Below are 16,715 nucleotides of genomic sequence, written 5' to 3'. Positions count from 1 at the left end.
GCCAACGGGCATCAAAACCCGCTTACATTCCGTAACACTCAGCCGCTTTGGCCTTAAGCGCATTGACTGACTCTTCGTAGCCCTCTGCCTTGACCTCCATTTGCTTGGAGACGGCATCGAGATACGGGTGCACGTCCCATGACTTCAGACGCTCGGCGATCATTGCCGCAATCGTCTGGAAGAACACAAGATTGGGAATTGCGCTGAGCAGCGGAGCCACCTGAGGCACCACAACCTCGTGAGCCTTACCCTTGGGATGGGCCGTGAGCAGCACCGTTTTTGCCGTAACGTTCGATAGCGCATCGGCGATATCCGCAAGACGCTCCGACCCCTGCGGATCGTCGACGATAAACACCAGATAGCCCGGAACAATCTGCATCTCGGGACCGTGGACGAACTCCTCGCCTTCGTGGTGCATGGCAGGAATCTTGATGGTCTCGCTCAGCTTGAGCGCCGCCTCCTCGGCAACACCGTAGTTGGGTCCGTTGCCGACGACCATGGCGGGCGTGTGCTCAGAAAGATCGAGCATGTGGTCTTGGACATATGCCTCGGCGGTCTTGCACATCACGGCATTGGCATGGATAGCCTCGCGCAGGTCGTCAAGACGCTGGGCAACGCCCTTGGCGTCAATCGTTCCGCGCGCCTGACCGCCGTAAATACCAAAGAGCACCAGGTACTCAACGAGAACCTCGACGCCCAGAGTCACAAAGTCCACCGACTCGACGCCCACACCGTAGTCAAGAACGATGTCAGTGTGCTCCTTGATGGGTGCCTCGACGTTTGCCGTGAGCGCAACTGCAGCCATATCGTGTGCGCGCATGTAATCGAGCGCCGCAATCGTATTGGTTGAATAGCCGCTCTGCGAGACGGCGATGTTGAGCGCATGCTGTGGATAGGTGTGTTCAAAATCGACGAAGGCCTCGGGCGTCACAACGGACACCTGCATCTGCAGCGCATCTTGCAGGTAATCGCGGGCGCAATCCGCAGCATGGCGCGACGAACCCGAAGCAACGATGCGCAGCGCGTCAAAAGAACCGGACTGGAAAATATCAACGAGCTGCGCTACCAGCTCAGACGAACGCTCGAGGTTCTCTCCCATACGCACATGGGCAAGCTGAACGTAATCGAGCATCTTCATCGTCTCACCTCGTAACAAATCATTAGTATTTGATACCAATCACAGTTACAGGTTACGGCTTTTTGATACCTCTTTGTCGATTAATTTATCCCCTTCGGCGAACGGTCGATTTTGAGCCATGTAAGGTTGTATATACAGTCGGTCAAATTGCCCAAACAGACCGGCTGTTACCGCGCGCGATGCAAAGCCCCAGCTAGTACGTATAGGTGTAGCCGCCCGCATCGCCACGATTGAAGGACTTTACATACTCGATAGCCTGACCGCTCGCGTCATAGCTCACGCATTCCAAAAGCAAAACAAGATCCCCTTGTTCCAAGCCAAGCAAGCCCGCGTCGCGTGCGCCCACCGCCTCGATATCGAGCTTCTCCTGAGCCATGACCGGCTTTCGGCCTAGCATCTCATAGGTCTCGTACAAGCTGAAGACCGACACGTCAATATCTTCGATTGTGGGAAACAGCCGGCACGGGATGAACGCCATCTCAATCGATACGGGATCGCCGTTGACGCAGTTCAAACGCCGAATCGAATACAACAAATCGTCCTCGGCAATGCCAAACAGGTTGGCATAATATGGGCCCGCATAACGCTTGGAACGCGCGAGGATACGGACGGACGGCTCGCCGCCCGAAGCACGAACCGACTCGCGAAAGCCTCCTGTTCGCTCGTAGGCAACGGGTACTTTCTGCGCCACAAACGCGCCCTTTCCGCGGACGCGTCGAATCTGCCCGCGCCGAACCAGCTCATCGACAGCGCTTCGGATGGTCAAGCGTGTCGTACCAAATTCCTCGGCGAGGTCTTTTTCGGACGGAATCATGGAACCCGTGGGATATATACCGCGCTCGATACGTTCCTCGATGCGGCGTCGAATGCGCATATAAACCGGGGTGGCATCTACTGTTTCAGCCATTGTTCACCTGCCACGCTTCTCATTCCGTTCTTTTCGCCGTTATCGGCAAAGCGGAACTTTGTGGGCAAAATCACCGATTTGCAATGCTCCACAAAACGCATGTCCTTATCAAATTCGATCGTGCTCTCATAGAACACCGGCGTTCCCTCTTCTTGCTGGAGCAGCTCGGCCTCTTCGGCGTTCAAACGCGAGATGGAGATATGCTCACGTCCATGCTCAACACGCACGCCACCTTCTTTGAGCAAGACATCGTAAAGGCTCTCACACTCAAAATCGTGCTCGAGAAGCGATGGGCACAGGGACAGGTTAACGTGAGCAGTCTCGATTGACGCCGGCTCGCCCTCTATAAGTCGAATGCGCTGCATGCGGAGTAAAGGAGCGCCCACAGCCACCCCAAGCTTGTCGGCAAGCGCCTCATCCGCCTCGATGGTCCCGGTGGAAACCAGACGAGAAGAGGGGTGCAGGCCGACAGTCCGCACGGCATCGGAAAAGTTATACGTTTCCTGGAAGATGTTCAGCGGCTTGGGAGGACACACATATGTACCCGATCCGCGACGGCTCTCGAGCGTTCCACACGAGATGAGCCGTGTGATGCCAGCGCGCAACGCCGTACGCGAAACGCCAATCTCTTCGCACAGCACTCGCTCAGCCGGCAGGCGATCGCCGCCGGTAAGCTGATGGTGCTGGATATACCAAAGAATTCCCTCAACAGCACAATCTTTGGGGGGGATTGCATAAGATTCGCCTGCCATTGCACAGACTCCTCATTCAGAAACGTATGCCGCCAAAATTAGGCCAGCCCTCCCATGGCATCAAATTCGGCCTTGATCTTCTCGGCGACATTCCGATACGACTTATATAGGTTTGAATCGCGTTTAACTTCGTCGGTCATAACGGGAATCTCTAATTTGGAAACCTTGCCTTTTCCCGTCTGAACCGCCACAACAACGCCCATACCAAGACACATATTACGCTTGGCAGCGTTCATTTTTGCCGCCTTGGCGGGATTTGCCAGAATACGCTGGGCAAATTCTTGTTTGGAGACCGCTTCTTCGGCCTCCGGATTGCCAGCTTCTGCCACTTCGCACTGCAGCACGTCCGCATAGTCAAAAATCTTCGGCTCGCCGCCGCGCTGATGCACGGCCCACTTGCGGCGCGTGGCATCCTGGTAGATAGCCGGCAAAAATGTAAACCGCGGCGGGTCCAAAATCGTATCCGTGATGGTAAACACATCGGGATCAAAGGCATCCTGCGGGTTTTTCTTCTTGAACAGCCCCATATCAGCCTCCCGTACTAGTATTAAACAACTCAAGTTGAATATAGCACCAATTTCAAGCCGCCGCTTTACCGCATCGGTGCGTGGTGTCTATGGCTCGCCCAGCGGAAAAGTTCACGGACGAGGGCCGGGGCGGGGGGGGGGGGGGGGGGGGGGGGGGGGGGGGGGGGGTGTTTTTTTTTTTGGTGGGGTGGTAAAAAAAAAAAAAACCCACCCCCCCCCGTCCCCGCCCCGGCAATGCAATCTTGGCTAACCATAGTTAGATGCACGGCTTCTAAGGCAGCGTTAGCAAGGTCCCCATTACATAAAAAAGAATCAGCCCCCGCATATCGAAACGGTCGAGAGGGCCGCCTCCGGGCGGGTGCCTTCCCCTGAGAAGTTCGCGAAGCCCACTTCTCAGGGGAAGGCACCCGCCCGGAGGCGGCCCCAGCGCGAGACCGTCCCGGATGCTATTCGTTGTCGCCGGCAGTTAGCTGCGTTGCGGAGAGTACGCCGTCGGCAGCGGTTGCGGCTGCGGCGTCGGGCCAGACCCAATCGGTAAAGGCCGGGTGATCGAAGCCCTCGTCGCACGCGAACTCAAAGGCCTCGGTGCGGAAGGCCTCCCACTCATCAATCTGCTTGGCAAACTTATCGGCGTCAACCATGCGCAGCACGTCGGCGGCCAGGGCCCAGCGGTCCATGTTGTTCAGGCGCAGCATGTCAAACGGCGTGGTCGTGGAGCCCTTCTCCTCGTAGCCGTGAACGCGGAAGGCATCGTGGCCGGGACGGTTCCAGATCAGGCGGCGAATCGTGCCGGCATAAGCGTGGAATGCGAAGAGCACGGGCTTCTCGCCGCGGCCAAACAGCTCAGCCCAGCGCTCATCGCTGATGGCTTGGTCGTTCTCGCAGACGTTCTGGATCTTGAGCAGATCGACTACGTTGACAAACCAGACCTTGATGCCCAGCCCGCGTAGCATATCGGTTGCGGCCAGTGCCTCGAGCGTCGGCACGTCACCGCAAGTAGCGACCACGACGTCGGCCTCGGCGAGCGAGTCGGCAGTCGATGCCCACTCCCAGGTCGCTACGCCCTCGGCGAGCTCAGACTTGGCCTCGTCGACCGTCTGGAAGGTGGGGGCGGGCTGCTTGCCACAGAAGATGGCATTGACGCAGTCGGTGGACTGGTAGACGCGCTCGGCCACAGCAAGGGCCATGTTGGCATCGGCCGGATAATAAGCATTCACGACATGCGTGTCGTTTGCCTTGTTGAGCAGCAGGTCGATAAAGCCGGGGTCCTGGTGCGAAAAGCCGTTGTGGTCCTGGCGCCAGACATGGCTCGACAGCAAAATATTGAGGCCGCTGATAGGAGCGCGCCACGGAATCTCGCGCTTGGTTGCTTCGAGCCATTTGCAGTGCTGGTTGACCATGGAATCGACCACGTGGACAAAGCTCTCGTAGGAGCTCCACACACCGGAGCGGCCGGTGAGCACGTAGGCCTCGAGGAAGCCCTCGCACTGGTGCTCGGACAGCTGCTCGACAACCTTACCGGAACCGGCCAGCAGCTCGTCGTTGGCATCGTCCTCGTAGAAACCGGCATCCCACTGCTTCTTGGTCACCTTATAGGCAGCCTGCAGGCGGTTGGACGCGGTCTCGTCGGGACCGAAGATGCGGAAATCATCCATGTTCTTGGCCAGAACATCGGCAGTGTACTCACCAAAGACGCGGGCGGCCTCGGTGGAGCCCCAGCCGTGGCCCTTACTTGCGACGGGGATCTCGTGAGCGTGAATATCGGGAAGCTCGAGCTCGCGGCGTACCTTGCCGCCGTTCGCGTTGGGATTGGCGCCGATACGCAGCTCGCCGGTCGGCATAAAGGCCGTCACCTCGGGGCGCACCTGGCCCTCGGGCGTAAAGAGCTCCTCGGGCTTGTAGGAGCGCAGCCACTCGCGCAGCACGCGGAAGTGCTCGTGGGTGTCCTTGGCACTCGCCAGCGGCACCTGATGGGCGCGCCAGGAGTCCTCGGTCTTCTTGCCATCAATCTGCTTGGGGCAGGTCCAACCCTTGGGCGTACGGAACACGATCATGGGATAGGCCGGACGGACCACGGTCTCGCCCGCAGTGGCCTGAGCCATAGCGGTGGCCTTGATGTCGCAGATCTCATCGAAGACCTGCTCGAACAGGGCGGCGAAACGCGCATGAATGCTCGCATGGCTCTCGTCGTCAAAGCCGGCGACAAAGAAATGCGGCTTATAGCCCATGCCCTCAAAGAACTTGGTGAGCTCCTCGTCGGACACGCGGGCAAGAATGGTGGGGTTGGCGATCTTGTAGCCGTTGAGGTGCAGGATCGGCAGGACGATACCATCGGTTGCCGGGTTCACGAGCTTGTTAGACTGCCAAGAGGTCGCGAGCGGACCGGTCTCGGACTCGCCGTCGCCCACCACAGCCACGGCCAGCAGGCTCGGGTTATCCATGACGGCACCGTAGGCGTGGCTGAGCGTGTAGCCGAGCTCGCCGCCCTCGTGGATGGAGCCAGGCGTCTCGGGCGCAAAATGGCTCGGAATACCGCCGGGGTAGGAAAACTGGCGGAAGAACTTCTGCAGGCCGGCCTCGTCATTGGTAATGTCGGGGCGAATCTCGCGGTAGGTACCATCGAGCAACGACTGGGCGGTGCCAGCGGGACCACCGTGACCCGGGCCCATCAAGAAGATCGCGTTCTGGTTGTGATCGGCGATGAGGCGGTTGACATGACCGAACAGGAAGTTGATGCCGGGCGTGGTGCCCCAGTGACCGACCAGGCGGTGCTTAACGTCCGGGCGACCAAAGTCGCGCACCTCGCCGGTTTTCTCATCGACAAAGTCGGGGCGCATGAGCGGGTTAGAGCGAAGGTAGATCTGACCGACGGACAGATAATTCGATGCACGCCAATACAGGTCGACGCCCTCGAGCTCAGAAGCCGGCACCTCGTGGCCCAGCTTTTGCCACGGCGTCCCCAGTGTTTTAGCCATTGTTTATGTCCCTCCGCTGTGCGGTCGCCCTCCAATACGGCAACCATTCGTTGGGACTAGTATATTTGCTAAAACGTTTTATCGTGGTGAAAAAACGTTTTATCACCCTTATCAATCACATCGATCAACAAAACGCGACATTCACCTGCGGCATTGTCTGCCACAGGTGCTCCACATTCGGTCTCTGCAAATTGATAAACGTGTTTAGTTATGTTTAGTAAGCTCGAGCACGCTGCCCTTAACGATAAGCGCCGGCTCCAGGACGACCTCTTCGGCACGCCTACCGCCCCTACCGGCAAGACGCTTGGACATGCAGCCAAAAGCATGTTCCGCGAGGACACCAGGATCCTGCTCAATGGCGGTCAGCGCCGGCTCAAAGAGAACGTCGGCCGCCGAGTTGTCATAGCTCACCACCGAAATATCGCCCGGGATGCTCTTCCCCATCTCGTGCAAACGCTTGAGCAAACCGAGGGCAATGTTGTCCGAGCTTGCGAATACGGCAGTGGCGTCGGTTGCGAGCACCGCCTCCGAGGCCTCGTAGGCGCTCGGAATGTAGTACTCGCTTTCAAACTCCAAACGCGCGTCGATAGGCAGGCCAACCTCGCGCAGCGCGCGCTCATAGCCGGCAAGTCGCTTGCGACCCGTATTGGAACGACGCGCATTAACCAAGCAGGCAATGCGACGGTGGCCCTGCTCGATCAGATAGCGGGTAGCCATATAGCCACCCATCTCGTGGTCGAACATCACCTTGTCGCACTCGAGCCCCTCAATGGCGCGGTCGACCATCACGGCAGGGATGGGTAGATGGCTGACCTCTTCGCGCAGGGCACGGTCGTCCGAGAACTCGTCGCCTACCACCAGGAAGACACCATCGACGCCGCGCGTCACCAGCTGGCGCAGCAGTTCCAGGTCGTCGTCGGCGCTTCCGCCCGAGCTGGTAATAAAGAGCGCATAGCCGTCCTCGCGGCAGCGCTTTTCCAAGCTACCGGCAAGTGAGGCAAAAAATCGGCTCTCGATGTTGGGGACGATAAGACCCAGGGTGCGTGACTCGCGCATGACCAGGCTGCGCGCAATCTGGTTGGGAACATAGTGGTTGCGCGCCGCGACCTCCTTGATGAGCTTGCGGTTTTCTTCCGAGATGCGACAAGGCCGATTGTTGAGAACAAGCGAGACCGACGAGGGGGAAAGCCCCACCTCCTGGGCGATCTGCTTGAGGGTGACTTTGTTGGCCATCTCGCTCCTTCCGGGTTTACGCGCAATCTCTTGAAAGTATAGCGACTGCCCCTCTACCTCGGTGATAAACACTTTACCAATCCGGTAGACGGCTGTTTTATCGCCGCCAGCGCACCAAATACGTCCAGGTGGGGTATATTGCAATCGATTGATGACAACGACCACCAAAAGGCGGATATTCGGATGCACGAGAACGACTTTTTTAACGAGGACCTGCTGTGCGCGCTCGCTGGCGTTGCCGGCGAGGACAACGTGTTGATGAGCGAGCCCATGCGCGAGCACACCACGTTTAAGATTGGCGGCCCGGCCGACGTCTTTGTCACGCCCGACACCGAGCAGGGCCTCGTCGCCACGCTCGATACCTGCTATCGCTGCGATCTGCCACTCACCATCGTGGGCAACGGCTCCGACCTACTCGTCGGCGACAAGGGCATACGCGGCGTCGTCGTAGCGCTAGGCGAGGGCCTCTCCGACATTACCGTCGACGGCACGCACGTTACGGCAGCAGCCGGTGCGCTGCTTTCGGATGTTGCGGCCGCGGCAGCCGAGGCCGGTCTCACCGGCATGGAGCCCATCTCGGGCATCCCCGGATCGGTCGGCGGCGCCTGCTACATGAACGCCGGCGCCTACGGTGCCTGCATGGCCGACGTGCTGGAGTCTGTACGCGTCTACAAGCCCGCCCGCATGCTCGACGACGGCACCCGCGGTAGCGGCAGCATCATCGAGTTCGATGTCGACGAGCTCAATCTGGGCTATCGCAAGAGCCGCATCGCCGACGACGGCTTCATCGTGCTTTCGGCCACCTTCAATCTCGCCCCGGGCAACGCCGCGATGATCAAGGCCGACATGGACGACTACCGCCAACGCCGCGAGGACAAGCAGCCGCTCGACATGCCGAGCGCCGGCTCCACTTTCAAGCGCCCCGAGGGCCACTTTGCCGGCAAGCTCATCATGGATGCCGGCCTGCGCGGCCATGCCGTCGGCGGCGCCCAGGTGAGCGAAAAACACTGCGGCTTCATCGTCAACGCCGACCACGCCACCGCCGCCGACGTCGACGAACTCATCCGCCACATCCAAGCAACCGTCAAAGACCAATTCTGCGTAGACCTAGAACCCGAAGTCCACCGAGTAGGCGAATTTTTATAAAAAGAAGGCCCCAAAAGGGGCCTTCACTTTCTTTAATTCAGACAACCAGTCCGGTGTGTCGCGCCTTGAACCCGGAAGGTCCGGGACTGCGGGCGAGGCATAAGGTTGGTCGCGAGTTCCGCACGCAAAGAAGGCCACTTAATGTGGCCTTCGTCTTGCGCAGGACTGTAGAGCAGGCAACCTTATGCCTCGCCCGCAGTCCCGGACCAAGCCGCAGCTACGACAGCGCAATACCGCCAAGCCAGCCCCAGCGCACACCAGAGCCAGTGCCGTAGAACCCAATGAACGAGTCAAGCGACCTCGACGTGATGGCGCCTTCGTTGCTCATAACGATGCCGCCGCCAACATAGATGCCCACGTGTCCGTACAGCAGACCCGGCATACCGGTGCCACTGTGCGACGAGTCGGCCACGATCATGCCCACCTGCAGCGCCGAACGATCGGAGCTGTAGCACCAGGCGTTAAACATGTCGCACGCGTTGCCGCCAAAGTAGCCCACGCCGGCGTTGCGGAAGACGTTGGTGACCCAGGCGGCGCACCAGTTTAGGCCAGGCGAAGGCGTGGAGTAGCATGCGTTGACGACAGCCTGCTGCTTGCCCGAGCCGGCATTCTGTTGCGGATTTCCGGGCGCATACGATCCGCCACCCGAGTTTGAACCACCCGAGTAGGAATTGTTCTTGTTTGCGGCAGCCGCGGCAGCGGCGGCCTTCTTGGCAGCCTCCTCAGCCTGGGCGGCAGCGAGAATCTCGGAATCGCGCTGGGCCATGAGCTCCTTGACGTCGTCGGAGAGGCCGTTCAGAACCGTCTGGACCTCCTGCTGCTTGGCCTGCATGTCCTGCATCTGGGCAGTCTGCTGGTCCTTGAGCTTCTCCAAGTCGGCTTTTTGCGACTCGAGCTCGGACTTCTGTGTATCGAGCTCTTTCTGGATGGTCTGGATATCCTCGATGGCGTCGCGGTCGCTCTTGTTGATCTTCTCAACATAGTGCGCATTGGCGACGAGCTCCTCAAACGAGCCCGAGGCGAGCAGCAGCGACAGGATGTTGGTGCCGCCCGACTTATAGTTGGCGGAAACGCGATCGGAAAGATCGCCGCGCTTCTTTTTGAGCTCGGCCTTCTTTTCGTCAATCTGCGCCTGCGTGCTGTCAATCTGGCCCTGTACGCTCTCGATATCGTTGAGGGTCTGGGCGTTCTTGTTGGCCAGCGCCGCGTATTCATTTGCGATGCTGTCGAGCTGGGCCTGGACCTCGTCAAGCTGAGCCTGGGCCGCATTGAGCTTGTCGGTGGTTTCCTTGGTGGCCTCCGCAGCATGGGCGCGAGCGGGCAGACCAAAAAGAACGGCTGCAGAAGCGGCGCCGAACAAGGCCTTGAGGGCAGTGCGACGCGAAAGCTCCTGGGAAAGGATGGAATCGCTGTTTGGTGACATATCTACTCCGTTACATGTTTATTTATATGTCGCTCAACTCATACATATTAGCGTACATCCGACACGTCCCAACGATTTCCACGAACGGCAGCAAACCCCATGGTCGGCGGCTCGTATGCAAACGTCAAAGTCAAGGTTATGCCCACGCCAAACATTTCCATGAGTACGTTAGCATGTTCGTCTGCTTTTCCTGCCCTGCACGTTTTGGGTGCCCCTGCCTGCGCTATACTCCCTCAGGAAGTGTTCCTGATTCGATAGGAGACTACATGTCCAAAGCACTCGACCCCAAAGACACCTGCGTCCTCGTAACCGGTGGCGCCGGCTTTATCGGCTCGCACACCGTCGTTCAGCTGCTCGAGGGTGGCTACCAGGTCGTCATCGTCGACGACCTCTCCAACTCCAGCGCCGTCGCCGTCGACCGTGTCAAGACCATCGTGGGCGACAAGGCCGCCAAGAACCTCACCTTCTACGAGGCCAACGTGCTCGACCGCGATGCCATGAACAAGATCTTCGATACCCATCAGATCGACCGCGTCATCCACTTCGCCGGCTTTAAGGCCGTCGGCGAGTCGGTGAGCAAGCCCGTCGAATACTATCACAACAACATCGAGAACACCCTGGTGCTCGTCGACGTTATGCGCAACCATGGCTGCAAGTCCATCATCTTCTCGAGCTCCTCGACCGTCTACGGCGATCCGGATAACCCGCCCGTCACCGAGGAAGACCCCAAGAAGCCCGCGACCAACCCCTATGGCTGGACCAAGTGGATGATTGAGCAGATCCTTATGGACGTTCACACCGCCGACCCCGAGTGGAACGTTGTGCTGCTCCGCTACTTCAACCCCATCGGCGCCCATCCGTCGGGCCTGATCGGCGAGGACCCCAAGGGCATCCCCAACAACCTGGTGCCTTATGTCGCGCAGGTTGCCGTGGGCAAGCTCGAGGCCGTTCAGGTCTTTGGCAACGACTACCCCACCCCCGACGGCACCGGTGTGCGCGACTACATCCACGTGTGTGACCTGGCATCGGGCCATGTGGCCGCCCTCAACTGGATGAACGGCAAGACCGGCGTCGAGATCTTTAACCTAGGCACCGGCACCGGCACCTCGGTGCTCGAGGTCGTCGCCGCCTTCTCCAAGGCCTGTGGCAAAGAGCTGCCCTACGTGATTCGCGAGCGCCGCGCCGGCGACATCGCCGCCAACTGGTGCGACGCTTCCAAGGCCGAGCGCATGATGGGTTGGAAGGCACAGTACGACATCGCGGACATGTGCCGCGACAGCTGGAACTGGCAGAGCCACAACCCCAACGGCTTCGCCGACGCCGAGTAGCAAAAACCTACACACCGTTCTTGCCCCGATCTCACGATGTGAGACCGGGGCTTTTTCATGGCATGTAACCATTCGCCGTAAATCGACCAACTTTTTTATCTTGCCTATACATGTTTAAACAACATGTATACAATAGGTGTATCGAATCAGAACATCGGAGGCGGACTGCACACCCATCGGCAGGCCGACCCCACAACGAGAAGGATAGAAGACGGCCTTGCCAGTTGCGAACTCGTTGGTGGCGTCGTCGCCGGTCTTGGAGGCAAGCTGCGAAGGATCGCAGGTGGAGTCGGTGATGTACAGGTCGAAGATCTGCTTAAAGTTGTCGAGATACTCGCCCTTAATCTCGTCATCCTCCTGGTTGTGCTCCTTCTCGAACTCGTAGTAGAGCGGGAGGTTGGCGAGGTGGGTGGTGTAGCGCCAGCTGGAGGAGTCATCCATGCCGGCGGAAGTGAAGGCACCGTCAACGCCAAGCTCGTCCTTGCGGGCCTGAATGTCATCGGCGCAAGCCTTCAGCTTGTCGAAGGAGTTGATGTCCTCGGCCTTGTAGCCAGCCTTCTCGAGGAGCTGCTTGTTGTAGATGATGCCGTAGCTCTCCTGGACCCAGTCGATACCTAGATCCTTGCCGTCGGACTGCAGAGCCAGGGAGTCGTCGACGAGCTCACCGCGGACCTTGGTATCGGACAGGTCGGCGCAGTAGTCCTTTCAGTTCTTAAGACCGGTGGGCCCGTTGACCTGGAACAGGGTCGGAGCGGAGCTCTTGGACATCTCGGACTTGAGCTTCTCCTCGTAGGTGTTGGAGGCGGCGGTCACGATCTTGACCTCGACGCCCTTCTCCTCCTTGTACGCCTTGGCGATCTCCTTCCACTCCTTGTCGACCTCGGGCTTGAATTGGAGGAAGTAGACCACGGCAGCGTCACCAGAAGCAGAGGAGCCGGAGCCGGCGGAGCCACCGCAGCCCACGAGACCCAGGCCAAAGACCGTGGCGGCGCCCTTTGCCGCCGCCTTCGGAGATTGGTTCGGGGACTTTGCCCCTTTTTCTGATTTGTGCAATACGCTGTTTGCCTAGTTGTCTGAACAAGTATTGTTAGAGCGGTAGAAAAACTTCGGTGAACGGTTCTTGATACATTCGTACTTGACAAATATTGTCTAAACAATTAAAGCGCCCCGTGCGGCCGATATCCCATCGACCGCACGGGGCGCTTCATATCGAAACGCAAGCTTATGCGTCTGTTACCTATCGCTTGGAATTGACGCGGTAATGGAAGATCTCGGGGTGTGTGCGAACATGCGTCACCTCAAACAAGATGCCGTCCGAGGTGTACGACTGACTCTCCATGACGGCAACGCAGTTGTATTTGCCGAGGTCAAGATAGCTGCAGTCTTCATCGTTGGCGAGCTCGACACTCACCGTACGGCGACTTGCCATCACTTTGATGCCGCGCCTGTGCTCCAGATAGTCGTAGATAGATTCTGCTGCGATCTCGGGGGTCAGACCCTTGGCGATCGACTCCAAAAAGTAGCCATGGTCCACTTGGCGCGCGCTGCCGTTGAGGCTTCGGACACGCACTACGCGAATCAGCTCCTCGCCCACCTTAAAGCCCAGGCGACGAGAGAGCTGCTCGGTGCAGACCAGATGTTCAAAGGACTTAACGTCCGTCGATGCAACGGCATTTTTGCGCTTTGCAAATTCGCCAAACGACTCGACTTCCTCGAGTGCACCCAACATGTCGGTTTCGCCCTTGAGCCAAATAACGCGTACGCCCTTGCCGTGTATGGGCTGCACAAACATCTCGTCGGCCAGCATGCTCAAGGCGCGGCGGACGGTATTGCGCGTGCAGTCGAACTCTGCGGTCAGCTCGGCTTCGGTTGGCAGCATCTCCTGAAACGCATAGGTCCCGTTAATGATGCGCGAACGGATCTCGCGGTAGATTCCTTCGTAAATCGCTTTTGGCATGGCTTCACCTCTAATGAATATGTATGGCTAGGCACGATAGCATTTCTTGGGGTTGTTTAAACCGTCTATCGGCAAAGCACGGATTATTTACCGTCGACGGTTCCCCCGGCACCCAAATCGGACCGAATCAAAACCGTCAATGCGGCAAGCAGCCAGTCCTCTACAATGAGTTCATTGTTTAAACGTTCTTGCTCGCACAGCATGTTGCATCCGGAAGGCATATTATGCTGCAGAAAATCCAACGCTTTGGCGGGGCAATGTTCGCGCCCGCCATGCTGTTTTCCATATCGGGCCTTATGGTCGGCGTCTCCGCCCTCGCAACGTCTGCGGACATCGTCGGCGACCTCGCCGTATACGGAACCCCTTGGTATGTTTTTTTGGGCTATCATCCAGCGCGGCTCGTGGACGGTCTTTAAACGCCTCCCACTGCTTTTTGCAAATCTCGCCTCGCGAGTGCACCAAACGGGCCGGAATCAAGGCCGTGCTTGACGCCCTGGGGCCAGATCACGGCACTGTGTACGGCATCGGCGACGCAAGCAACGACATCGCCCTCATGGAGGCGGTCGATGTTGGCGTCGCCATGGGCAACGCGCCGGACTTCCTCAAGGAAAAGGCCGACTACGTCACCGACAGCTTCGACCACGACGGCGTCGTCACCGCGCTCGAGCACTTTGGACTTATCTAGCCGCGCCTCTTGCCGCATTTGCGACAACATGGCTCAATCGTCTTCAACCGCCGCGCTCGATGCCCTAATGTGGCAATATGTTGTCTGCATAACGCAACGATGCAACCTAAGAAAGAATGCGAGAACCCGTGTCCAGTCCGTTTACCAGCTTTTTAGCCCAGCATTTTGACCAGATTAACGACTATCTGGCCACGTTCTTTGACGGACAGGCGACCTCTGCCGATATCGAGCGCTACCTGTATGGCCCGCTCTCGGCATTTACGGCCAATGCCGGCAAGCGCCACCGCCCGCTCATCTGCATGCTCGCCGCCACCGCAGTAGGCGGCAGCTTTGAGAGCGCCCGAAGCGCGGCGGCGGCCATCGAGCACTTTCAGTCGGGAGCGCTTATCCATGACGACATCGCCGACAACGGCCAGCTGCGCCGCGGCAAGCCCTGTATGTACCTTACCGAGGGTACGGGACTTGCCATCAACTGCGGCGACCTAGCGCTCACCATGGTTACCAAGACGGTTCTCGACGACCCCACGCTCAAGGCAGACGTGAAGCTCCGCGTGCTCCACGAGCTCACCGAGATGATCGTTCGCACCATCGAGGGTCAGGCGCTCGACCTGGGCTGGGTCCGCGATGGGCGCTTTGACATCTCGGTCGACGATTATCTGGACATGGCGACGCACAAGACCGCGTACTACAGCGGAGCCGCGCCACTTGCCGCCGGAGCCATTATCGGTGGCGGCAGCGAAGACCAGATTGAGGCGCTGCGTGCCTTTGGCCTGCACACGGGCCTTGCCTTTCAGATCCAAGATGATCTGCTCAACCTTATTGGCACCAAGGAGGCCGCCAACAAGGACTTCCGCACCGATATCACAGAGGGCAAGCGCACGCTCGTCGCCGTGCATGCCCTGTCAGACGAGCGTTATCACGACGAAGTCGAGGCAATCCTTTCCTCGGGCACCGAGGACCCCGCGCAACTCGCACGCGCCGTGGAGATCTTCCAGCAGACCGGCTCTGTCGATTTCGCCCACACTTACGCACTCAACCTGACTGCCAAGGCCAAGGCCGCTATCGAAGGTGTCGAGCTCGACCCGCATGCACGCGAGCTGTTCGACTCCATGGCAGATTTCTTTGTGGAGCGCCTTAACTAGCGGGGGTTATAAAACCTGTCAGCAGCGCATTTGGGTACAACTTGCTACACTGTTGAGTGCATGTTTATGCAACCCTTTGCGTTGTCTATCCGACACACGCTCAAATAGTACGAATGGTACGCCGAAAGGGGTTCGTTCATGGAACCTATCACAACGGGCATGCAGGGAGCAGCCGTCGAGGACGTCCAGTCCCGCCTTCTGCAGCTCGGCTATACAATCGATGACGCCGAGGTCGCCGACAAGCGCTTTGGCACCACCACCGAGCAGGCTGTTGGCACCTTTAGGCTCGACAGCGGCCTTGCCGCTGGCTACGCCGTCGATATCCCCTGTTGGAGCGCCCTGGTAGACGCCTCGTATAAGCTGGGCGACCGCACGCTTTATCTGCGCATGCCCAATTTCCATGGTGCCGACGTTCGGGCCCTGCAGAGGGCACTCAACGTTTTGGGTTTTGCCTGCGGTGAGGACGACGGCTACTTTGGCCCGCACACCGAGGCGGCCTTGCAGCAGTTCCAAGAAAATGTCGGCCTGTTTGCCGACGGCATGGCATTCCAGGATACCTACGCCTATATCAACCGTCTGCATCACGTGTGGGAGGGCAAACCCTCGGTTACCGAGGCCGAGTCGCGCATCGGCTTTGCCCGCGCCGCCAACGTGCTCGAGCGCTTCCAGATTGCCGTCATCGGTGAGGACCCCATCGCACGCAGCGTTGCATCGCGCATGTGGAACATCGCCACGGCGACGACCGACAACAGCGGCATGATGCTTTGCGATTCCGAGGTTCCGACCGACGTGGACCTGGTACTCGAGATCGCAAGCGATGGGCTGCCCGCAGATGCAGCGCCGCGCGCCACGATCGCCCTTGCCGAATGTCACAACCTGGCGCAGCGCATCCGCACTGCCAATATCGCCGCGCAACAAAAGCCTGCACGTATCCGCATTGAGCTCACGGGCATGACGCGCTACAACGGAACCTTCACCGCAAGCGACGCCCAGACACTCGCCGTACGCCTGCTCGATGGCGTTTGCGATGCCCTCGCAGATTAGGTAAACTAGACGAGCTGCTTTTGGGCAGCACCACACATTGGGACGTAGTTCAACGGTAGAACTCCGGTTTTTGGTGCCGGCTGTTGGGGGTTCGAATCCCTCCGTCCCAGCCAAGGTAACTGAGCGCCCCGGGCTTTCATCAGCCCGGGGCGCTTTCTTGTGGGCATGCGGAGGGATTCGAACCCGCAAGGGTGCGGAGCTGAGGAAACGCGAAGCGTTTTCCAGCGCAGCACGCAAGGAGCGGAGCGACGCAGCGGGGCGCGGCCGCCGGCGGGCGGACGCGGAATCCCTCCGTCCCAGCCAAGGTAACTGAGCGCCCCGGGCTTTCATCAGCCCGGGGCGCTTTTTTGTGGGCATGCGGAGGGATTCGAACCCGCAAGGGTGCGGAGCTGAGGAAACGCGAAGCGTTTTCCAGCGCAGCACGCAAGGAGCGGAGCGACGCAGCGGGGCGCGGCCGC

14 protein-coding genes, 1 tRNA gene and 1 pseudogene are annotated in these 16,715 nt (G+C 59.1%); 7 read left to right on the top strand and 9 right to left on the bottom strand.

Translation table 11 applies throughout. The features are described from left to right. Positions 1 to 22: 22 nt before the first annotated feature. The 6 genes from ACTQXO_RS01810 to ACTQXO_RS01785 form a co-directional block, all read right to left on the bottom strand. Complete coding sequence (locus ACTQXO_RS01810; RefSeq protein WP_441031392.1) at positions 23 to 1,138, bottom strand: SIS domain-containing protein; 1,116 nt, start codon at positions 1,136 to 1,138, stop codon at positions 23 to 25. A gap of 193 nt (positions 1,139 to 1,331) precedes the next feature. Beyond that, positions 1,332 to 2,045, bottom strand: a complete 714-nt coding sequence (locus ACTQXO_RS01805; protein WP_427719867.1) for a GntR family transcriptional regulator — start codon at positions 2,043 to 2,045, stop codon at positions 1,332 to 1,334. Beyond that, complete coding sequence (locus ACTQXO_RS01800; RefSeq protein ID WP_441031394.1) at positions 2,030 to 2,797, bottom strand: GntR family transcriptional regulator; 768 nt, start codon at positions 2,795 to 2,797, stop codon at positions 2,030 to 2,032. The genes ACTQXO_RS01805 and ACTQXO_RS01800 overlap by 16 nt, the downstream gene beginning before the upstream one ends. A 38-nt stretch (positions 2,798 to 2,835) precedes the next feature. Beyond that, complete coding sequence (locus tag ACTQXO_RS01795; RefSeq protein WP_441031396.1) at positions 2,836 to 3,324, bottom strand: hypothetical protein; 489 nt, start codon at positions 3,322 to 3,324, stop codon at positions 2,836 to 2,838. A 446-nt stretch (positions 3,325 to 3,770) separates the two neighbouring features. Then, on the bottom strand, positions 3,771 to 6,299 hold the full coding sequence (locus tag ACTQXO_RS01790; RefSeq protein ID WP_441031398.1) for a phosphoketolase family protein: 2,529 nt from the start codon (positions 6,297 to 6,299) through the stop codon (positions 3,771 to 3,773). Between the two features lie 204 nt (positions 6,300 to 6,503). After that, the gene (locus tag ACTQXO_RS01785; RefSeq protein WP_118388843.1) at positions 6,504 to 7,532 is read right to left on the bottom strand and encodes a LacI family DNA-binding transcriptional regulator; all 1,029 of its coding nucleotides are present in this window, start codon (positions 7,530 to 7,532) and stop codon (positions 6,504 to 6,506) included. Between the two features lie 183 nt (positions 7,533 to 7,715). Between ACTQXO_RS01785 and murB the strand changes: the two genes are divergently transcribed. Then, a complete protein-coding gene (gene murB, locus ACTQXO_RS01780; RefSeq protein WP_441545411.1) occupies positions 7,716 to 8,678 on the top strand; it encodes a UDP-N-acetylmuramate dehydrogenase in 963 nt (320 codons plus the stop codon). A 217-nt stretch (positions 8,679 to 8,895) separates the two neighbouring features. On the opposite strand, the gene ACTQXO_RS01775 is transcribed toward murB, so the two are convergent. Beyond that, on the bottom strand, positions 8,896 to 10,101 hold the full coding sequence (locus tag ACTQXO_RS01775) for a PcsB-like coiled-coil domain-containing protein (RefSeq protein ID WP_441545383.1): 1,206 nt from the start codon (positions 10,099 to 10,101) through the stop codon (positions 8,896 to 8,898). Positions 10,102 to 10,367: 266 nt separating this feature from the next. Between ACTQXO_RS01775 and galE the strand changes: the two genes are divergently transcribed. Continuing rightward, the gene (galE, locus tag ACTQXO_RS01770; RefSeq protein ID WP_154515134.1) at positions 10,368 to 11,429 is read left to right on the top strand and encodes a UDP-glucose 4-epimerase GalE; all 1,062 of its coding nucleotides are present in this window, start codon (positions 10,368 to 10,370) and stop codon (positions 11,427 to 11,429) included. A gap of 114 nt (positions 11,430 to 11,543) precedes the next feature. Here galE and ACTQXO_RS01765 read toward each other — a convergent pair. Both ACTQXO_RS01765 and ACTQXO_RS01760 read right to left on the bottom strand, forming a co-directional pair. Next, positions 11,544 to 12,338 (bottom strand): annotated as a pseudogene (locus ACTQXO_RS01765) (ABC transporter substrate-binding protein). 328 nt (positions 12,339 to 12,666) lie between these two features. After that, complete coding sequence (locus ACTQXO_RS01760) at positions 12,667 to 13,386, bottom strand: GntR family transcriptional regulator (protein WP_441038906.1); 720 nt, start codon at positions 13,384 to 13,386, stop codon at positions 12,667 to 12,669. A gap of 224 nt (positions 13,387 to 13,610) precedes the next feature. Here ACTQXO_RS01760 and ACTQXO_RS01755 point away from each other — a divergent pair, with 224 nt between their 5' ends. The 5 genes from ACTQXO_RS01755 to ACTQXO_RS01735 all read left to right on the top strand — a co-directional run bounded on the left by ACTQXO_RS01755 (position 13,611) and on the right by ACTQXO_RS01735 (position 16,370). Beyond that, positions 13,611 to 13,802 (top strand): hypothetical protein, encoded by a 192-nt coding sequence (locus ACTQXO_RS01755; protein WP_441038908.1) that lies wholly within the window; start codon positions 13,611 to 13,613, stop codon positions 13,800 to 13,802. Continuing rightward, complete coding sequence (locus ACTQXO_RS01750; protein WP_441545382.1) at positions 13,751 to 14,071, top strand: HAD family hydrolase; 321 nt, start codon at positions 13,751 to 13,753, stop codon at positions 14,069 to 14,071. Before ACTQXO_RS01755 ends, ACTQXO_RS01750 begins: the two co-directional genes overlap by 52 nt. A gap of 128 nt (positions 14,072 to 14,199) precedes the next feature. After that, complete coding sequence (locus ACTQXO_RS01745; protein WP_441038910.1) at positions 14,200 to 15,213, top strand: polyprenyl synthetase family protein; 1,014 nt, start codon at positions 14,200 to 14,202, stop codon at positions 15,211 to 15,213. Between the two features lie 138 nt (positions 15,214 to 15,351). Then, the gene (locus tag ACTQXO_RS01740) at positions 15,352 to 16,257 is read left to right on the top strand and encodes a peptidoglycan-binding domain-containing protein (RefSeq protein WP_441038911.1); all 906 of its coding nucleotides are present in this window, start codon (positions 15,352 to 15,354) and stop codon (positions 16,255 to 16,257) included. Positions 16,258 to 16,295: 38 nt separating this feature from the next. Next, positions 16,296 to 16,370, top strand: a tRNA-Gln gene (locus tag ACTQXO_RS01735). Positions 16,371 to 16,715 lie beyond the last annotated feature (345 nt).

The organism is Collinsella sp. LCP19S3_D5, from assembly GCF_052121415.1.
Taxonomy (GTDB): Bacteria; Actinomycetota; Coriobacteriia; order Coriobacteriales; family Coriobacteriaceae; genus Collinsella.
This window is presented reverse-complemented; position numbering and strand designations above follow the sequence as displayed.